Source organism: Bacillus cereus group sp. MYBK14-1 (assembly GCF_051916885.1).
Taxonomy (GTDB): Bacteria; Bacillota; Bacilli; order Bacillales; family Bacillaceae_G; genus Bacillus_A; species Bacillus_A cereus.
In genome coordinates this window covers 55223-72044 of the sequence record NZ_JBQAHM010000012.1, presented here as the reverse complement: position 1 = coordinate 72044, position 16822 = coordinate 55223, and the positions used below count along the sequence as shown (strand labels likewise).

The window sequence follows — 16822 nt, the reverse complement described above, 5'->3', positions numbered from 1 at the left end:
TTTTTTGTACAACTTGGATTTAGGGGGAGACAACATGCGTAACACCAATTTACAAGCGATGATCGAATCTGCTATTCTTGCAGCCTTCGCCATGATTATCGATATTTTACCATTATCACTTAAACTTCCAACAGGCGGTTCTATCTCATTCGCTATGATTCCTATTTTTATTATTGCTTACCGCTGGGGCTTTAAATCAGCTTTCTTAGGCGGTTTAGTTTGGGGACTATTACAAATTGTCGTGGGAGATGCTTATATTTTAACACCTGTTCAAGCATTCATTGAGTACTTCATTGCCTTTGCTTTTATCGGATTTGCTGGCTTATTCTATCGTCCAATTCAAAAAGCACTTTTAACATCCAATGAAAATAGCTTAGAACAATCAAATTTAGGTAACCGTAAAGACAAACCTTCATCAAAACAAAATCAGGGTAAGAAAGTCCTTGCTTATATTATCCTTGCTACATTTATCGGTAGCTTTGCTCGCTATTTCTGCCACTTTATTGCCGGCATTATTTTCTGGGGACAATATGCGCCGAAAGGTCAATCAGCTGTGTTATATTCATTAATCGTAAATGGAAGTACAATGCTTGGTTCTTTTATTTTATGTACCGTTTTACTTATATTTTTATTTATCACTTCACCACGCTTATTCAAGAGCATCAGTGCTTATCAAATGAATACACAAAAAAAGGGCGCTTAATGAGCGCTCTTTTTTCATATCGTAATATCAATTAAAAATACAATAAATGCGCAAAAGAAAATAAATACCATTATACTTAGCCAATTGCTATGCACGGTTCATCGACTCCTTACATAACCTCATATTCTAAACAAATTATACTGATTAAAAATAAAGATTAGGTAAAGATAATATGAAAATAATTAAAAAAAACGTAGATCATATTTTCTACGCTTTTTTCGGTAAATAGAAATAAAATAACACACCATCTTCTGTATTTCCTGCCCCATATTCAGTATCATGTAGTTCTAAAATATTCTTTGAAATAGCAAGCCCAAGCCCCGTCCCACCTTGTGAACGCTGACGAGCTGTATCCACGCGATAAAAACGATCCCAAATTTTATCTAATTGCTCTTCTTCAATATGAGTACCTTTATTTTCAATGCACACTTTTATACGATTCTTCTCATCTATTGTAGAAATAATAATATCCTCTTTATTTGGTGTATATCGTATAGCATTCGTAATGAAGTTCACGATGACTTGTTCAATCCGGCCTTGATTTGCAATCACTTCAAATGAACTTATATTTTTATGAATATGAAGTTCTTTTTTCTCTATTTCCACAGATAGATGTTCACATATACCTTCAATTACTGTATCAATATAAAACGAAGCTTTTTTCATTTTATATGTACCAGATTCAAATTTAGCTAACTCAAGCATATCCAAAATTAACGTATCCATTTTGTCTACTTCTCTCTCCATTGCCTGAAAATAATACTCTTTTTTATGTTCAGCTACCCCGTCTTTTAAAATAGAAATACAGCTTTTCATAATACTTAGCGGTGTTTTTAATTCATGTGAAACACCAGAAATGAATTCTTTTCGCGTCTTTTCTAACTTTCTTTCCTTTTCAATATCTTCTTCTAACTGTCCAATATGCGAATGGAGTTTATTTGATAGCACATTAATATTTTTCGATAAATCTCCAATTTCATCTTTCGAAGTAATCGGTATTTTTTCTGTGAAGTCTAAATGCGCTATTTTCTTTGTTGTATCATTTATTTTCAATAATGGCTTTGCAATTTGTTTTGAGTAATAGAACGAAGCTAAAAAAATAAGAACGACTACAAATGCAATGATATAGATATAATAATCTTGCACCATTTGTACAGCTTCATCTACCGGCTGTAAAGAAGCCATCGCATAAATATATGTTACCGATCCGTCTTTTTCTTTTATTGGTTTCATTAATAATTTATATTTTATATCATTCTTTTCGTAGTCCATTGTCTTTGTTGAATACTCTATTTGATTACTCTCTTTTAGTAATACATCCGTTTGAAATTCTTTTATACTATCCAAAAATAAAGTATTTTTATAAATTGGATTTACGGGGCCTTTTACATCTGGAAACTGTACTTTCGTAACACGCCCTCCTATGTAAACATCTGGTTCTGGGGCAGCTTGCTCCTGAACGGCTGGCCTCTTTTCCTTAACAACTTGTTCCCCGGTTGCTTTCTTTTTCTCCTCATATAATTTTCTCATTTTCTCATTAAATGCTTTTTCTAGCGGTTTATTAGATCCGCTTAAATTCTGTTTAGATAAAGAAAAAGAGAATGGAATAAAACTATCTTCTTTTCTCACTCCAGAAAAATAAATTTCTTGCCCTAAAAAATGCTCTGATAATTTATTATCAATCTCCTCTATATTGACGAGATTACCTAAGGGAATTTTGAATATTTGTTGTCCAAAGCTCTTTTGTTGCCTACGATCTATCGTTACTTCAAAATAAAAATCATCTGCATGTTTTAAATTCCCGTTCTTATCTAATGTCGTAATCCACGTATTATTTTCTCTTAAAAAGTCTTGCTCTAGTTTCTGAATTTCTTCTGCATTTCCTGCATGATTTAAATAGTTCTTCCCAAAGGAATTTAAATTCACTTTAATATCTTCCACTTTTCGATTCGCATAATATTGTTTAAAAAATATCGTTTGTCCAATAAATATCGTCGCTAAAATCAACATGCACAATGCTGTTGTAAGAGTAAATAATTTTAGTACAATTCCATTCCTCATACATTGCCCTCAAATTTATAACCTGTGCGTACTACAGTTGTAATGTACTTTGCTTTCTCTCCTAATTTATTTCTTAAATTACGAATATGACTATTAACCGTTCGATCATCACCAGCAAATTCATATCCCCAAATTCTTGAAATGAGTTGCTCTCGCGTTAAAACGATTCCTTGATTTTTCATGAAATACACCAATATTTCAAACTCCGTATGCGTTAAACTAACATCTGCCTCATCAACAGTAACAGTACGCGACGGAAAATGGACATGGATGCCATGAATCGATAACGTATCATCTTCGTTCTCTAAAGGTTTCTTCGATGCTTTTCTACTTTCTAATAATCGTTTCGCTCTTGCTAATAAAATTGGCGGACTATACGGCTTCGTCACATAGTCATCTGCCCCAAGTTCAAAACCGAGTAACGTATCGTCTTCATCTACGCGCGCCGTCAGCATAATAATAGGCACCTCGGACGTCTTTCGAATTCTTCGGCAAACAGACCATCCATCGAGTTCTGGCAACATAATATCTAAAATAACTAAATCAACCTCTTCTTCTTCAAATACAACTAAAGCCTCTTTCCCGTCCCTCGCTTCAAACACTACATATTGCTCACTTAAAAAATAATCTTTTAATATTTCACGTAATATGTCTTCATCTTCAACAATTAAAATATTTTTTGACATAATTTATATATCCCCCTCCCGCTTTCAGAAACTATAATTTCACTTTGAATAACTGCCAGTTAACTTCGCCTCGATAATATATCTATCTGGTGCATTCCCTATATAATTAAATGGGTAACAAGTTGTCAGTGTTAATATCGGTTCTTCTTTTTTTATAATAACAGTACGATCATCCGCATGAGTAATCCATGTCTTTTGAATTTCATATGTGTACGTTTTATTATCATACTCTAAAACAAGGGTATCCTTTTCTTTCAACTCTCCTAAATCTGTAAATACAGTATCTCGATGTCCACTTAGTACAGTATGTCCCCCTCCAGATGGAGTTGTCGTTAAATCACTAACGAACATACCCACTCCTTTTTTCAAAGTCGTATCATCCGCTCCCCAATATATAGAAAACTTCTTCTTTATTTTTGGTATGTTTAACATCGCTACCTTTTCTCCTTCTTTATGTTCTGTTTGAGAAGAAGGCACTTGAGAAGTTACAGGTGTTTCACGAGAAAGTTGAGTATCTTGTATATTTTTAAGACTCTTTATTTCTTCTGCAGTTAATTGCCCGGCAGAGCTTCTTCCTTTATACCATTCCACAGCATAATAGGATCCCATGAATAGCCCTATAGCCATCAATATGATACCGATATAATTGAGTAACTTCATTCTTCATTCCTCCATGCCAAAAATGGTAGGAGTAACCTACCATTTTTAATATATGAAATTATCCCATTCTTTATAGGAAAATATTTTATTTACGCTTTAATCTTATTGCGACGATTCAAACCAAATAATGTACCTACCGCTACAAGACATGCACTTAATCCCATCATTGCTACATTATTTGATGCTGTATTTGGTAATTTTTCACCTTGTACAACTGGCTTTACTACTTCTTTTTTAGCTACTTCATTCTTTTGCTCGACTTTTATCGCTGCTTCTTTTTTTGTCATATCATTTTTTAACTGTTCTTGCGCTATTCTCTTTTTCTCTTCTTCACTCTTTTTCTCAGCTTTTATTGCTTCCTCTTTTTTAGCCATATCATTTTTTTCTTGTACTTGGGCCGCTTGTTTTTTCTCTACTTCATTTTTTTGCTGTTCCTTAATTGCTTCTTCTTTTTTAGCTTTATCTTGTTGCACTTGCGCTTCTTCTTCCTTTGTTACTGTTCCAGTATCCGCACTCGCTACTGAAGAATATCCTACTGTTAAAAATGCCATTGCACAAATTGGTAATAGTCTCTTTTTCATCTTCATTCTCTCCTTATATTTTATTCACATCAACTCGCACCGGATGTATTACTAGAATAAGCAAGAGATATAAATATAAGATGCAGATGAAATATATTTCATTTAAAGATTTCATTGTAGAAAAAGAAAAAAACATCGTAATATGTACGATGTTTTTTCGGGTCTGTGTCTCAATATTTACATGTTACTTTCGCGTGATTTGGAAGTAGAACGGGCCGGAGCGATAACTAATTGTCTCGGCTCAGTTTTCTTGAAGTGATTTTTGACGTTACACTTACGACGTTGAACAACCCACGCTTTAATAGGGTTTGTTAAAATAATCTTTTGCTCTTCGTTAGGGGCCTCTTCTTCAAACCTACAACTCTCGCTCCATTTATTCCATTTCATTGTAAATTTAGAAGAAGAATGATCATCTTCACGATCAAACAAGTGCAAAAAATCCATTTTTCCATCTAGCATTACGGTGTTACTAGTCGCTAAAAAAGAAAAGGTCGTCCAACGTTTCTCCATGCCCTCCTACTCCTTTTTCACATATAGAGTGCCTAAAACTTAATTTACCTAAAATATGCTTGCCTTTTACCTTACACCCATAGTTTATCCAAAATGCTATTATGCAACTATCGATTTGCCTTACAACTACCTTACATTTTTGTAAGAAACAAAAAAACCTTCACTCTATATAATGAAGGTTTCTTACTTTTTATCTATATGATCTCTCATATCATCAAGTCCAGCTTCTTTTAGCTGCGACATCATACCGTGCGAAATTGCTCCTAACACTAAAGTCATTCCAATTAATGAAATACGAATCGCAGGTACATCAATTACGTAAGCCAACAGGCCAAGAACAATTGTTAAAAGTAATGCTTTTATAAATGTTACACTTGTGTACTGTTTCTTCTTCATCATATTCACCCTTTATGGAAGCGTTTTCTTAATATACTTAGTATATCATATCATCAGATGATTTTGTCGTTATCTTTGTAAAAAATTACTATCTCCTTTGACTTTTTCTATTCTATCCTTTACAGTCGAAATGTTCGCAAGTTTTACACTGTAGGAGGATTACAATGAATATTGAAATAAAAGACACTTTAATTTCTGAAGAACAATTACAAGCAAAAGTTAAAGAATTAGCACTTCAAATCGAACGTGACTTTGAAGGAGAAGAAATCGTAGTTATCGCAGTATTAAAAGGTTCATTCGTATTTGCTGCTGATTTAATTCGTCACATCAAAAACGATGTAACAATTGACTTCATTTCTGCATCTAGTTACGGAAATCAAACAGAAACGACAGGAAAAGTGAAACTACTAAAAGATATCGACGTAAACATTACTGGAAAAAACGTAATTGTTGTAGAAGATATTATCGATTCTGGTTTAACACTTCATTTCTTAAAAGACCACTTCTTTATGCATAAACCAAAGGCACTTAAGTTCTGTACATTACTTGATAAACCAGAACGCCGTAAAGTGGACTTAACAGCTGAATATGTTGGCTTCCAAATTCCAGACGAATTCATCGTTGGATACGGTATCGACTGTGCTGAGAAATATCGTAACTTACCATTTATCGCTTCAGTTGTAACGGAGTAATATAATAAAATAAGCTTCCATTAATTACTGATGGAAGTTTATTTTCTATCACGATTCGTAAAAGACAAAGGGAGAGAATAAAAATGACAAAGACAAAATTTGAAAAAGTACTCCTCATCGTAAATCCGAAAGCTGGTCAAGGTGACTTACATACAAATTTAACAAAAATCGTACCACCTCTTGCCGCAGCTTTTCCTGATCTACATATCCTTCATACGAAAAAACAAGGTGATGCAACAAAATATTGCCAAGAGTTTGCTAGTAAAGTAGATTTAATTATCGTCTTTGGTGGTGATGGAACAGTATTTGAATGCACAAATGGCTTAGCACCTCTCGAAACTAGACCTACACTTGCAATCATTCCAGGTGGAACTTGCAATGACTTCTCTCGCACACTTGGTGTTCCGCAAAACATTGCAGAAGCAGCAAAACTTATCACAAAGGAACACGTAAAACCAGTTGACGTTGCAAAAGCAAATGAACAACATTTCTTAAACTTCTGGGGGATTGGTCTCGTATCTGAAGTATCAAACAATATCGATGCAGAAGAAAAAGCAAAGCTTGGTAAAATCGGTTACTATTTAAGCACAATTCGAACTGTAAAAAATGCTGAAACATTCCCGGTAAAAATTACTTATGACGGACAAGTATATGAAGACGAAGCTGTCCTTGTCATGGTTGGAAATGGTGAATATCTTGGTGGTATTCCATCCTTTATTCCGAACGTAAAATGTGATGACGGAACACTTGATATTTTCGTAGTCAAATCAACAGGTATTCAAGCATTTAAAGATTACATCGGAAAGAAACTATTCGAGGATTCAAATGAAAATGACATCTTCCACGTAAAAGCAAAATCCATTCATATTGAAACGAAAGAAGAAAAAGAAGTAGATACAGATGGAGAAAGTTCGCTTCATACACCTTGTCACATTGAATTATTACCAGGACACTTTACGATGATTTATAATCCTGCGGTTGTGTAAAGAAAAAAACGAGTGCTAGCACTCGTTTTTTCTCTTCTAATCTAGCTATGTCTTTGAATCATTTCTTGTATTTCTTTAACTCTCTCTAAAGTAATTCCATTTCTTTGTTCGATTGCTAAAGGATGCTCGGTTGGCTCTAATTCAACATACGGTGCCGTTCCAACTTCTCTTATATGTACATTTGTTTTTAAATTTAATGTTTCTGGATAAACTGGTATTTCTACAGATAACCAACCAAAATAAGGATCACTATTTTCTCGGCCTCTCTCATCCCACTTTTCTAATACTTCATCATAACTTTCTTTACTAAGTGATACCCACACAGTCCATATGAAATTTTCGTGGTAATCAATGATAGGAATCTCTAAACAACCTCTAATAAAGTAATGCTCATCGTTCATTACGCAAAGTTCTGATGTTAAATGGAAGCGTTCCTCTCTTTCATGGGGCGCTACCTCGTAATAATAATATGGTGCTTCACTTCCGTAGCATAGAGGTAGTGCAAAACGATGCATTTGTACTTTTTCTCCGGATTTTCTTCTTCTTTTCATTTATTATTCTTTCTCCTATCCTTTTCAGTCACAATCAAACGCTACCCAATTTCTCCAATGCGTGTTAGAATCCTTCTTCACAATAATACGTGGATCTTTCTTCTCTATTGCAGCGGCTACTGATTGGAAGAATTCATTTTCACTTACTTTTTCGTCTTCAACATGTTTCCATTCTTCCGTTTCATACGCTAGTTCCCAATTACCTTCTAAACCGAACTCTTCTAAAATCTCTTCTTTACTCCACCATAATAATGTTCTAACTTCTTCATTAGTAGCAAGCATACGCATAAAGTATGTTGGATAATGCTCTGTCGTTTGTACTTCTATTCCATTATTTATATAATCCTCTTCTGTAAATTCATATTCAAAATGCTGCTCACGAATTTTTAAACTGCCGTTATAAATATTCGGTATAAATTCACCTTCATCATCAAACAACTCATAATCGCCATTATTTAATTGTAAAATGCAATCATCACCCATTGAATGAGTAATTCTATCGCCATATACTTGAATATCATTACATACACCTAATGAACCTACACCCACAATTTGAAACACCATTAGCCAATCCTTAGTATCTTTCAAGAAAAGAGAGAATTTCACTTGTGAAATATCCATATATTCATTATCAAAGGCAGGAAATTCATAGTTACTTTGCTTTTTATCTAATAGTTTTAAAATATCTTTTTGCATATGTATCATCTTCACCCCGATATAAACAAAAATATTTTTTTAATTTCACTAGAGTATAACATAACCATACTTACCTGTGACATTCTAATAAAACTACTAAAAAATAGAAGAATGGCTTGTTTGCATACTCTAGTTCTTTTTATGTACAATGAAGGAAAGAAGTACCTTCATATAAGGGAGAGGACAAACTTTGTTCAACCAACAGTTAGTTAATTTACGCATTGATTTTGCATTTAAACAATTGTTTGGTACGAATGGTAGCGAAGATATTCTAATTGCATTTTTAAATGCTATGTTACAAGAGTCTTTAGAGTCGCCCATTGCTTCTCTACAACTAGAAGATCCACATTTACACAGGGAATATGAAGAGGATAAGTTATCTATTTTAGACATTTCAGCGACATTAGACACAGGAACAAAAGTTAATGTAGAAATACAACTCAATAATAATCACGATATGGTTAAACGCAGTTTATATTATTGGGGAAGGCTATACACATCTCAACTACAAAAAGGGATGCCCTACAGTGCACTTCACAAAACCATCACCATAAACTTACTAAACTTCGCAATGTTTTCGGAACACCCAGCCTTCCATACAACGAGCGTATTATGGAATACACAACAAAAAAAAATCCTGAGTGAAGACATAGAAATCCACATTATAGAAATTCCAAAGTTAACTGAACAATGGCATGAAGAAAAAGTAAATCCGTGGAAAGATCCATTTGTTCGTTGGCTTTTATTGCTTTCAGCAAATGAGGATGAGCACTTAACTAAACTATTGGAGGATATTGCTATGAACCAAGACCCTATTTTACAAAAAGCAATAAATAAATGGGAACGTATGAGTCAGGATTCTTCTTTCCGACAAGCCTATGACGCAAGGGAGAAAGTTTTAATGGATGAAGCAGCAAAATTCGCCCATGCAGAGACAGAAGGAATAAAAAGAGGAATGGAACAAGGAATTAAAAAAGGACTTGAAAAAGGACTTGAAAAAGGCATTGAACAAGGTCGAAAAGAAGGAGTTCAACAGGGAAAAATTCAAATGATTAAAAATATGTATGATCTTGGTATACCACTTGAAACGATTGCTAAGGCAAGTAAATTAAGTTTGCATGAGATTGAGTATATTTTAGGACATAAATAGTGATAAAAAAAGAGCTTGAATAGTTTCAAGCTCCTTTTTATCAACTCTCCTCAATATCATCCAATTGAGTCTTATAACATTCATCACACTCTGGTCTCGTAGGAAGAATCCCTCTTTCATCAGGTAATAAAACCCTCAAAACTTCTCGATCCATCTCTACGAAAGACTTCATAATAATGGGATATCCTTCAATAATATTTGTATACTCAATCCCTTGTTCAAACTTTTTTCCGCTCTTTATTTCTTCTATTATGGAACAAAAAACACTATGCGCGACTTCAGGATCCATATTTAATGTTATTTGTAAATCTTGATGATTAAGGTTCTCTCTTAGACCATTCGTATGATAATTAGCATGGATGCCATCAATATCTTCTGCTAATATGCTATGCATGTACCATCCATACTCTTGTAGCATATTTTCTTCCCATTCATCTGCATCCTCTTCTAAATCTTCATCAAACAAATCCGAATCATACCACACGTCCTCGTAATCTCCAGCAATTAAAAATCTCCAACCAGGTGGTAACCCTAAATACTTCTTTATTTCAGGTGCCCATTCATCAATATGTTGAACGTGTAAAGGAAGAAAGAAATCTTCCTCTGTCCCCATTTCTTCACCAGCCCAAATGTACCAACCTGTCGTTCCGTTTTCTATAGGCATTCGTAACCCATTAATCGGAAAAATACCATCTTTCACATTTTGCGCTATTCCTAATTTCAAGTCATTCGGAGATTCTACATACTCCGCTTTATATTTATCACATATACTCTTCTGTTCTTTTATGTATTTTTCCATCCTTTTAGCACACTCCCCAATTTTTGAAAGATAGATTTCTTTGCCGAAGCACTCTCTAACTTCCATACCCCACACGGATTATAAAATGGATCCTCTTGTTCATAACGTTTATCTATATAATGAGATAAACGATACACTGGAGCATCTTCTGTGAAACTAATTGTATCTCCATCTTTCAAATTAGGTTTTTCCAATATATTATGTAGGTTAAAATCATTTAATAAATCTACAGCTACTTCCGGATCTATCCCTCCGTCTAAAACAACGTCTGGTAGATTAAATGCTTGCATTCCACATGAATAGTAACCGTCCTCTTCATCTCCAACTAAAGTTACAAGGTGCGAATACATCGGGAATATTTCCTTATTCTCTGCAAGCTCTTGCCATTCTTCTTTCGAATAAGCCACACCTGCTGTTTCAACTTTTAAAGCAAGTCCACCTGCATTTAAAAGTTCCATTCCTACATCAATTACTTCTTGTAATCTCTCTGTATCGTCAACTTTTGCAATAACATACACTGTATAAGTATGCTTCTCCAACTCCTGAAGCAATTCTTCATCAAAACGCTCCCCACCTGCATAGAAGAAAGCCTCTCTCAAAGAAGGGTCTTGTTCATATATATCAATTTCAAAGCCAATCTCTTTCTCCTTATGGTGCATAACATTTCCCGCTAATATATAGCTACTTTTACTCACAACTTCTTGTATTAATTCTGTTCTATCTTTCCATAAACCAGGTACTCCAATAACGATTTGTGTCTCCATCATATTCACTCCAATTCTCACCTATTTCCAATCTATTCTTTCAATCTTCCAAACTAAATTAGCTGGGATATCTTTCTCTAAAAAGGTTAACACCCATACAGTTTTCCCTTTATTATTTATCAACATCACTTTATGGTTTAACTTCCAAGCCACTTCACTAACATAATCAAACATCTTATACATATCTTCTTCTCTAATAAGCTTTTCCTTTTTGATTAACCGCCTCGTTCTATACTCTCTTATTTCTAAGTACACGTCAGCATAAACCACTTCATGCTGACATGTTATACTACATACGTATTTTTTATTCGGACTACTCTTTTTTATATATACGAACTCGTTTCTATAATTCAATTCTAGTATCTTATTCTTCACTTTTTCTAACTCTTCTATATCCCAATCATATTTCACAGCTAAATGCTTCATTTCCACATGAACGATTTGAAGGGCTAATTCTTTTTTCTCTCTATCTGATAAATATGGAAAAGCCTTCACACTCTCATACTCCACAAAAACATTCATATATTCAGGGAAAATTCTATATTTCTTCTCCCACTCATCGAGTAATGAAATATCATCCACACAATGAATCAAAATCCCTTTCTCATAATCCATTCTTAACTTTGGCATATGTCGACAATATAAAGAAGTAATACTGCTCGTCTCTTTACCAAAAGAGATGTCTTCATCGTAGTTGCTTGTAGATGTTAACTGTAATGCCTCTATGTTTCTGGTATGCTCTTTTACTTTTAGAAAACTCAATTGTATATCTCTTATAACCGGCATTTGCTCTCTCCTCTTCGCAATACAACTATGAAATATCTTTGTTAATACGCCTTAATCAATTTCAAGCCAACCCATTCCCATAGAAAGAAATAACAACAGTCCGATTACAAAAAAGAGACCTCCAGTTAAAAAATAGAACGGCACTCCATGCAATGGATCACTAAATAACTCTATCAAATTTCCAGCTACTACTTTCCATTTCTCTTTCTTTGAATTTTTTTCTTTTAATTCTTTTATAAATCGATAATTACTTATACTAATCAAAATAATTCCTATTAATAGGCATCCTACTATGATTAAAATCTCCAAATATAGCACTCCATATGTACATCTATATTTATTTTCGTTTACATACTATTGTTATTCATATTCCATTTTAGCTAATAAACAAACGAAAGAGAACTAGGTGGATTAATGTTTACTTAAAAAGAAAAAGTCCGAAACCATATAAAGTGATTTCGGACTTTTTCTTTTTAAAATATTAAATTACATTTCGAACAAAAAGGAGCTGAATTTCCTCTTCTAATTTTCGTATCACATTTTGGACAATATACATATCGTTCCTCTACCTTTTGTCGTTCTATCATGTGTAAGGATACTATTTTCATACTGCACATAATTCCAATTAAGATAAGGCTAAAAATGAGTAGCACAACGCTCTTCCTTCCTTAACTACTTACCTATATTTTACCATTAAATAAAGATAATTTTATACTTATAATCCTATCTTACCCTTCATACCGGCAGGAACTTTCTTTACTTCTATTTACTCATCAGTGTGATTCTTTTTTGTCTATATAAATAAAGAATACCTGTAACTATAAAAACAATCACGCCAAAATACACGCCATATTCTATCGCGATCGCTACAATCCTTTCAATATGTTGTCCAAATAAAGAACCGAGCACAAAATAAACGAGTGTCCAAACAAATCCTGTCGTATAGGAATACAAAGCATATATCCGAAATGACATGTTATTCATCCCAACTAAATACGGTACGATATGTCTTACAACTGGTATGAAATAGCTTGTAACTAACGCGTACTGTCCGTATTTATCAACCATTTCTTGTGATTTCATCAAATACTTCGCTTTTTTCTTTTTCATTAATTTATGGAGTACCTTCGTTCCAAAAACCTTCCCTAATATATATCCTAAAGAAAGCCCTGATACAACACCTAAATATGTTAATACGAATGAAGGAAAAACACTTAATATACCTACTGAAGATACGAAACCACCACTCATAACAATCATTTCATCTGGAATTGGCATACCGATAATCCCTAACCATAAACAGAAAAATAAAGCCCAATAACCGTATTGTTCAATATAAGATAATAATTCATGTAATTCCATTATGCATATGCTCTCCTTAGTTCTTTTTTGCAACTAAAGACGTAGGCTGGCGGGAAATTGAGCCATACTTTTTCTAGTGTAATTTCAGGGAAGAAATGCTGTATAAACCCTTTTTTCACAAGTGAATATTGAAATGTAATGAACTCACCATTCTCATGTATCGCTTCCATCGCATTATTTAAAATGCGCTTTGAAACTTCTTCTGGTAAAGAAGTGAAAGGCAACCCTGATAAAACGTAATCAATGCATTCTATATTGAGCTCCTCCATATACTTCTTTATATTTTCAGCTGAACCGTGTACAACAATGACATTCTGCTCATCTTTAAACTTTCTTTTTAATTCTTTGAAAAATACTTCATTAATTTCAATAAGAAGAAATATCGTTTCCTTCTTTTTTCTCTTCATAATCTCTTTCGTAAAAACCCCTGTGCCAGGCCCTAACTCTACAATACATTTCGCTTTATTAAAATCAATTACATCGACCATTTTCTTTGCTAATATTTTTGAACTTGGCGCAATTGCACCAGTATGTTTTGGATGCTTTATAAATTCATGTAAAAATGTAATGAGCTGCATGTAAACCTCTCCTCATTCGTTCGATAGTTTTTAACTTGTGTCTAAGTATAACTATCGTTTCTTAATAAAAATTGAGGAAGTTTCTTAAGATTTTATGAAGAATAAAAAAAACAGCTATCGCGTGTAGCGATAGCTGCCCCTTATTACTTCGCACTCACGATCTTATAATAAGAACGAACCGTTAAGAAGTAATATCCAATATAGATGACACCGTATACTCCAATACTAATGAGAAGCGGAATCATAATTTCAAATGGTAATATGTTCCCTAAACCTTTTAATGCAAACAAGCTGTGCAGGATTCCGATTACTAACGGAATCGCAAAGATAAAGCTTACTTGTTTTGCAATAGCTTTTTTCATTTCTTGTTTTGTGACCCCTATTTTGTGAAGTACAACATAACGCTCACGATCAGCATTTGCTTCTGTTAATTGTTTAAAGTAAATGATAGAACCTGTTGCTAGTAAGAATACAAGTCCTAAGAACATTCCGATGAACATCATTAATCCTGTTCCTTCAAGCCCCATATGGAAACCAGTGTAGAAATCTCTAAATGATGGCACCATTTCTGATTCACCAGCTGGCATCACTTTTGTTAATTTTTCTGTTAACACTTTACTATCTTTTTCATCTTTTACATCAATATTTTTTACAACGCGTGTTCCAAATGCTTGCTTCGCTTGTTCATACATTTCATCTGAAACGACAACAACTAATTCACCTAAATTTGTAATCGCAATGTCATTTGCACCTTGGATTTTTAATTGCTTCGTTTCGTTTCCAATTTGGAATACTGCTTTGTTTCCTTTATATTGTGGACTAAACTCATGCCCTTCCATATACGAACTATCATATATAAATGCTTCATCAGCAGCTACATTCACTGTTTCTGCGTCAATTTTCTTAGCAAGTTTATTGAATTCCGACTGAGACATTAACTGATATTTCTCTGAAATCGTGTAATTCATATTCAGAATGAACTCAACTTTGTCTCCTTCAAACTTCCCTTTTACAGGAACTGTCTCAATTTCAAATTGATCTTTGATCGGGTGATCTTTCTTCTCTTCTGCAAAAATTGTATTTACTTTCTTATCAAGCGCTGCATCTTTTTTCTCGTAAGAATAACTGTATGGCATAGATGCTTTTGATTGCGTAAATGTGTTGTAATACATCGTAACAGACGTACCAACCGCCGTTAATGTTACCGCGCTTAAAATAGAAATTGTCGCAAGTGATTTTGCATTTCCTTTAATACGATATAGTAGCTGTGACGTCGTTACCATATTCATACCGTTATAAAACGATGATTTATTCGTTCTTGCACGTTTCAATACGAATACTGTAAAGAACATAAATAGTAAGTACGTACCTAATACTGTCGCTAGTAAAATATAAAGTGCAACTGCCATAAAGTCTGCATATTTAACTGCCTTCATGAACATTAATGCTAAGAAATAACCTGAACCGATTAAGACAACTGAAATTAATGCCATAATGACAGACCCTTTTGGCATTGTTTCTCCTTCACGTTCTGCGCGGAAAAGTTCAATTAACTTAAAGCGATAAATTAAACGATATCCTTGAAGTGATGTATATAAAATAATCACAAAGAAAATAATTGCTGTATCAATAATAGCAGCCATCGGTACTTCAAAATGAACATTTAAATTTAATCCCATCATATTTACTAATAACTCAAGGAATAATTTCGAAAGGACACTACCAATCGCAATCCCGATTACTAATGACATTAATCCCATTAACATATTTTCATAAAAGAGCATTTTACCAATTTGTCTTTTACGAATACCTAATAACGAATATAAGCCAACTTCTTTTTTACGTTTACGTGTAAAGAATCCGTTCGAATATATAATGAACACTGCTACGAAAATGATAAGCATCACACTGGAAACTTGGAACGCTCCGCTAATCTTTTTAGAAGCTTCTGCTGCTTTTTCCATTTGTGAATTATATTGCAGTGCTTTAAATGTAAAATAAATAACGATACTAAAAATCATAGATGCGAAATATACAAAGTAGTCTTTAAAGTTCCGCTGTATGTTGCGGAGGGCAATGCTAGATAAGGTCATCAGCCATACCTCCAGAAATAGAAGACATTACGTCAACAATTTTTTGGAAGAACTGTTTACGCGTCGATTCACCGCGGTGCAATTCTTTATATAGTTCACCATCTTTAATGAAAATAACTCGTTTACAATAACTTGCTGCAAATGCATCATGCGTTACCATTAAAATTGTTGAGTTATCATATTCATTTAATGACTTCATACTTTCAAGTAAATCTGTTGCAGATTTAGAATCAAGCGCTCCAGTTGGCTCATCCCCGAAAATCATACTTGGATTCGTAACGATTGCACGTGATGCTGCGCAGCGCTGCTTCTGTCCACCAGATACTTGATATGGGAACTGACTTAAAATATGATCAATGCCAAATTTCTTTGAGATTTCAAGAACGCGGCGATCAATCTCACTCGCTTTCACCTTTGATAACGCAAGTGGTAAAGCAATATTCTCTTTCACTGTTAACGTATCTAATAAGTTATAATCTTGGAAAATGAAGCCTAAATGATCGCGGCGGAATAATGCTAACTTATCATCATTCATTTTCACAATATCTTTTCCATCAATTAAAATTTCACCGTTCGTCGCATTATCAATTGTAGAAAGAACATTTAGTAAAGTCGTCTTACCAGAACCAGAAGGTCCCATAATTCCAACGAACTCACCTTCTTTTACTTGTAAGTTAATACCTTTTAACGCTGCAAATTTATTACCACCCGTGTCATATACTTTTTCAATATTTTTTGCTTCTAATACTGTTTTCATCTCGACATCCC

At 33.8% G+C, this 16822-nt stretch carries 21 protein-coding genes; 4 read left to right on the top strand and 17 right to left on the bottom strand.

The window, feature by feature from the left end; all coding sequences use genetic code 11:
- Nucleotides 1-34: 34 nt before the first annotated feature.
- The gene (gene thiT, locus ACTFR3_RS24140; protein ID WP_001246588.1) at nucleotides 35-703 is read left to right on the top strand and encodes an energy-coupled thiamine transporter ThiT; all 669 of its coding nucleotides are present in this window, start codon (nucleotides 35-37) and stop codon (nucleotides 701-703) included.
- 207 nt (nucleotides 704-910) lie between these two features.
- On the opposite strand, the gene ACTFR3_RS24135 is transcribed toward thiT, so the two are convergent.
- The 6 genes from ACTFR3_RS24135 to ACTFR3_RS24110 form a co-directional block, all read right to left on the bottom strand.
- The gene (locus tag ACTFR3_RS24135; RefSeq protein WP_440044865.1) at nucleotides 911-2764 is read right to left on the bottom strand and encodes a sensor histidine kinase; all 1854 of its coding nucleotides are present in this window, start codon (nucleotides 2762-2764) and stop codon (nucleotides 911-913) included.
- Nucleotides 2761-3450, bottom strand: coding sequence for a response regulator transcription factor (locus ACTFR3_RS24130; protein WP_000041848.1), 690 nt, complete (start codon nucleotides 3448-3450; stop codon nucleotides 2761-2763). Before ACTFR3_RS24130 ends, ACTFR3_RS24135 begins: the two co-directional genes overlap by 4 nt.
- Nucleotides 3451-3489: 39 nt before the next feature.
- A complete protein-coding gene (locus ACTFR3_RS24125; protein WP_000771595.1) occupies nucleotides 3490-4110 on the bottom strand; it encodes a class D sortase in 621 nt (206 codons plus the stop codon).
- An 89-nt stretch (nucleotides 4111-4199) separates the two neighbouring features.
- Nucleotides 4200-4691 (bottom strand): LPXTG cell wall anchor domain-containing protein, encoded by a 492-nt coding sequence (locus tag ACTFR3_RS24120; protein ID WP_000746700.1) that lies wholly within the window; start codon nucleotides 4689-4691, stop codon nucleotides 4200-4202.
- Between the two features lie 177 nt (nucleotides 4692-4868).
- On the bottom strand, nucleotides 4869-5201 hold the full coding sequence (locus ACTFR3_RS24115; protein ID WP_000415613.1) for a hypothetical protein: 333 nt from the start codon (nucleotides 5199-5201) through the stop codon (nucleotides 4869-4871).
- 183 nt (nucleotides 5202-5384) lie between these two features.
- Nucleotides 5385-5600, bottom strand: coding sequence for a hypothetical protein (locus tag ACTFR3_RS24110; RefSeq protein WP_002001286.1), 216 nt, complete (start codon nucleotides 5598-5600; stop codon nucleotides 5385-5387).
- A gap of 161 nt (nucleotides 5601-5761) precedes the next feature.
- Between ACTFR3_RS24110 and hpt the strand changes: the two genes are divergently transcribed.
- On the top strand, nucleotides 5762-6289 hold the full coding sequence (gene hpt, locus ACTFR3_RS24105; RefSeq protein ID WP_001019295.1) for a hypoxanthine phosphoribosyltransferase: 528 nt from the start codon (nucleotides 5762-5764) through the stop codon (nucleotides 6287-6289).
- Between the two features lie 83 nt (nucleotides 6290-6372).
- On the top strand, nucleotides 6373-7275 hold the full coding sequence (locus tag ACTFR3_RS24100) for a diacylglycerol/lipid kinase family protein (protein WP_000167902.1): 903 nt from the start codon (nucleotides 6373-6375) through the stop codon (nucleotides 7273-7275).
- A gap of 41 nt (nucleotides 7276-7316) precedes the next feature.
- Here the strand turns inward: ACTFR3_RS24100 and ACTFR3_RS24095 are convergent, their stop codons facing one another.
- Both ACTFR3_RS24095 and ACTFR3_RS24090 read right to left on the bottom strand, forming a co-directional pair.
- Nucleotides 7317-7826 carry a DUF2199 domain-containing protein gene (locus ACTFR3_RS24095; protein WP_098584460.1) on the bottom strand — a complete coding sequence of 170 codons (510 nt, stop codon included), beginning with the start codon at nucleotides 7824-7826 and terminating at the stop codon, nucleotides 7317-7319.
- A gap of 24 nt (nucleotides 7827-7850) precedes the next feature.
- Nucleotides 7851-8522, bottom strand: a complete 672-nt coding sequence (locus tag ACTFR3_RS24090; RefSeq protein WP_440044864.1) for a DUF7003 family protein — start codon at nucleotides 8520-8522, stop codon at nucleotides 7851-7853.
- Nucleotides 8523-8712: 190 nt separating this feature from the next.
- Between ACTFR3_RS24090 and ACTFR3_RS24085 the strand changes: the two genes are divergently transcribed.
- Nucleotides 8713-9672 (top strand): Rpn family recombination-promoting nuclease/putative transposase, encoded by a 960-nt coding sequence (locus ACTFR3_RS24085; RefSeq protein ID WP_440044863.1) that lies wholly within the window; start codon nucleotides 8713-8715, stop codon nucleotides 9670-9672.
- A gap of 40 nt (nucleotides 9673-9712) precedes the next feature.
- Here ACTFR3_RS24085 and ACTFR3_RS24080 read toward each other — a convergent pair whose 3' ends face one another.
- The 9 genes from ACTFR3_RS24080 to ACTFR3_RS24040 form a co-directional block, all read right to left on the bottom strand.
- A complete protein-coding gene (locus ACTFR3_RS24080; RefSeq protein WP_440044862.1) occupies nucleotides 9713-10471 on the bottom strand; it encodes a DUF4262 domain-containing protein in 759 nt (252 codons plus the stop codon).
- Nucleotides 10456-11235, bottom strand: coding sequence for a DUF4261 domain-containing protein (locus ACTFR3_RS24075; protein WP_060851630.1), 780 nt, complete (start codon nucleotides 11233-11235; stop codon nucleotides 10456-10458). Before ACTFR3_RS24075 ends, ACTFR3_RS24080 begins: the two co-directional genes overlap by 16 nt.
- Nucleotides 11236-11256: 21 nt before the next feature.
- On the bottom strand, nucleotides 11257-12021 hold the full coding sequence (locus tag ACTFR3_RS24070) for a hypothetical protein (protein WP_001144122.1): 765 nt from the start codon (nucleotides 12019-12021) through the stop codon (nucleotides 11257-11259).
- 51 nt (nucleotides 12022-12072) lie between these two features.
- Nucleotides 12073-12330, bottom strand: coding sequence for a hypothetical protein (locus ACTFR3_RS24065; protein ID WP_000404320.1), 258 nt, complete (start codon nucleotides 12328-12330; stop codon nucleotides 12073-12075).
- Nucleotides 12331-12494: 164 nt separating this feature from the next.
- Nucleotides 12495-12674 carry a hypothetical protein gene (locus ACTFR3_RS24060; RefSeq protein WP_001986677.1) on the bottom strand — a complete coding sequence of 60 codons (180 nt, stop codon included), beginning with the start codon at nucleotides 12672-12674 and terminating at the stop codon, nucleotides 12495-12497.
- A gap of 109 nt (nucleotides 12675-12783) precedes the next feature.
- A complete protein-coding gene (locus ACTFR3_RS24055; protein WP_000418936.1) occupies nucleotides 12784-13383 on the bottom strand; it encodes a DedA family protein in 600 nt (199 codons plus the stop codon).
- On the bottom strand, nucleotides 13383-13961 hold the full coding sequence (locus tag ACTFR3_RS24050; RefSeq protein ID WP_001176064.1) for a class I SAM-dependent methyltransferase: 579 nt from the start codon (nucleotides 13959-13961) through the stop codon (nucleotides 13383-13385). The genes ACTFR3_RS24055 and ACTFR3_RS24050 overlap by 1 nt, the downstream gene beginning before the upstream one ends.
- A gap of 143 nt (nucleotides 13962-14104) precedes the next feature.
- Nucleotides 14105-16054 (bottom strand): ABC transporter permease, encoded by a 1950-nt coding sequence (locus ACTFR3_RS24045; RefSeq protein WP_000176165.1) that lies wholly within the window; start codon nucleotides 16052-16054, stop codon nucleotides 14105-14107.
- Complete coding sequence (locus ACTFR3_RS24040; RefSeq protein ID WP_000859655.1) at nucleotides 16041-16811, bottom strand: ABC transporter ATP-binding protein; 771 nt, start codon at nucleotides 16809-16811, stop codon at nucleotides 16041-16043. The genes ACTFR3_RS24045 and ACTFR3_RS24040 overlap by 14 nt, the downstream gene beginning before the upstream one ends.
- Nucleotides 16812-16822 lie beyond the last annotated feature (11 nt).

What these genes read in the sequence shown, in the direction of transcription:
- ACTFR3_RS24130 (WP_000041848.1), bottom strand. Translation starts at nt 3,450, where the DNA reads ATGTCAAAAAATATTTTAATTGTTGAAGATGAAGACATATTACGTGAA.
- ACTFR3_RS24120 (WP_000746700.1), bottom strand. Translation starts at nt 4,691, where the DNA reads ATGAAAAAGAGACTATTACCAATTTGTGCAATGGCATTTTTAACAGTA.
- ACTFR3_RS24070 (WP_001144122.1), bottom strand. Translation starts at nt 12,021, where the DNA reads ATGCCGGTTATAAGAGATATACAATTGAGTTTTCTAAAAGTAAAAGAG.
- ACTFR3_RS24100 (WP_000167902.1), top strand. Translation starts at nt 6,373, where the DNA reads ATGACAAAGACAAAATTTGAAAAAGTACTCCTCATCGTAAATCCGAAA.
- ACTFR3_RS24095 (WP_098584460.1), bottom strand. Translation starts at nt 7,826, where the DNA reads ATGAAAAGAAGAAGAAAATCCGGAGAAAAAGTACAAATGCATCGTTTT.
- ACTFR3_RS24080 (WP_440044862.1), bottom strand. Translation starts at nt 10,471, where the DNA reads ATGGAAAAATACATAAAAGAACAGAAGAGTATATGTGATAAATATAAA.
- ACTFR3_RS24090 (WP_440044864.1), bottom strand. Translation starts at nt 8,522, where the DNA reads ATGCAAAAAGATATTTTAAAACTATTAGATAAAAAGCAAAGTAACTAT.
- ACTFR3_RS24045 (WP_000176165.1), bottom strand. Translation starts at nt 16,054, where the DNA reads ATGACCTTATCTAGCATTGCCCTCCGCAACATACAGCGGAACTTTAAA.
- ACTFR3_RS24075 (WP_060851630.1), bottom strand. Translation starts at nt 11,235, where the DNA reads ATGGAGACACAAATCGTTATTGGAGTACCTGGTTTATGGAAAGATAGA.
- ACTFR3_RS24055 (WP_000418936.1), bottom strand. Translation starts at nt 13,383, where the DNA reads ATGGAATTACATGAATTATTATCTTATATTGAACAATACGGTTATTGG.
- ACTFR3_RS24135 (WP_440044865.1), bottom strand. Translation starts at nt 2,764, where the DNA reads ATGAGGAATGGAATTGTACTAAAATTATTTACTCTTACAACAGCATTG.
- ACTFR3_RS24040 (WP_000859655.1), bottom strand. Translation starts at nt 16,811, where the DNA reads ATGAAAACAGTATTAGAAGCAAAAAATATTGAAAAAGTATATGACACG.
- thiT (WP_001246588.1), top strand. Translation starts at nt 35, where the DNA reads ATGCGTAACACCAATTTACAAGCGATGATCGAATCTGCTATTCTTGCA.
- ACTFR3_RS24115 (WP_000415613.1), bottom strand. Translation starts at nt 5,201, where the DNA reads ATGGAGAAACGTTGGACGACCTTTTCTTTTTTAGCGACTAGTAACACC.
- ACTFR3_RS24050 (WP_001176064.1), bottom strand. Translation starts at nt 13,961, where the DNA reads ATGCAGCTCATTACATTTTTACATGAATTTATAAAGCATCCAAAACAT.
- ACTFR3_RS24125 (WP_000771595.1), bottom strand. Translation starts at nt 4,110, where the DNA reads ATGAAGTTACTCAATTATATCGGTATCATATTGATGGCTATAGGGCTA.
- hpt (WP_001019295.1), top strand. Translation starts at nt 5,762, where the DNA reads ATGAATATTGAAATAAAAGACACTTTAATTTCTGAAGAACAATTACAA.
- ACTFR3_RS24110 (WP_002001286.1), bottom strand. Translation starts at nt 5,600, where the DNA reads ATGATGAAGAAGAAACAGTACACAAGTGTAACATTTATAAAAGCATTA.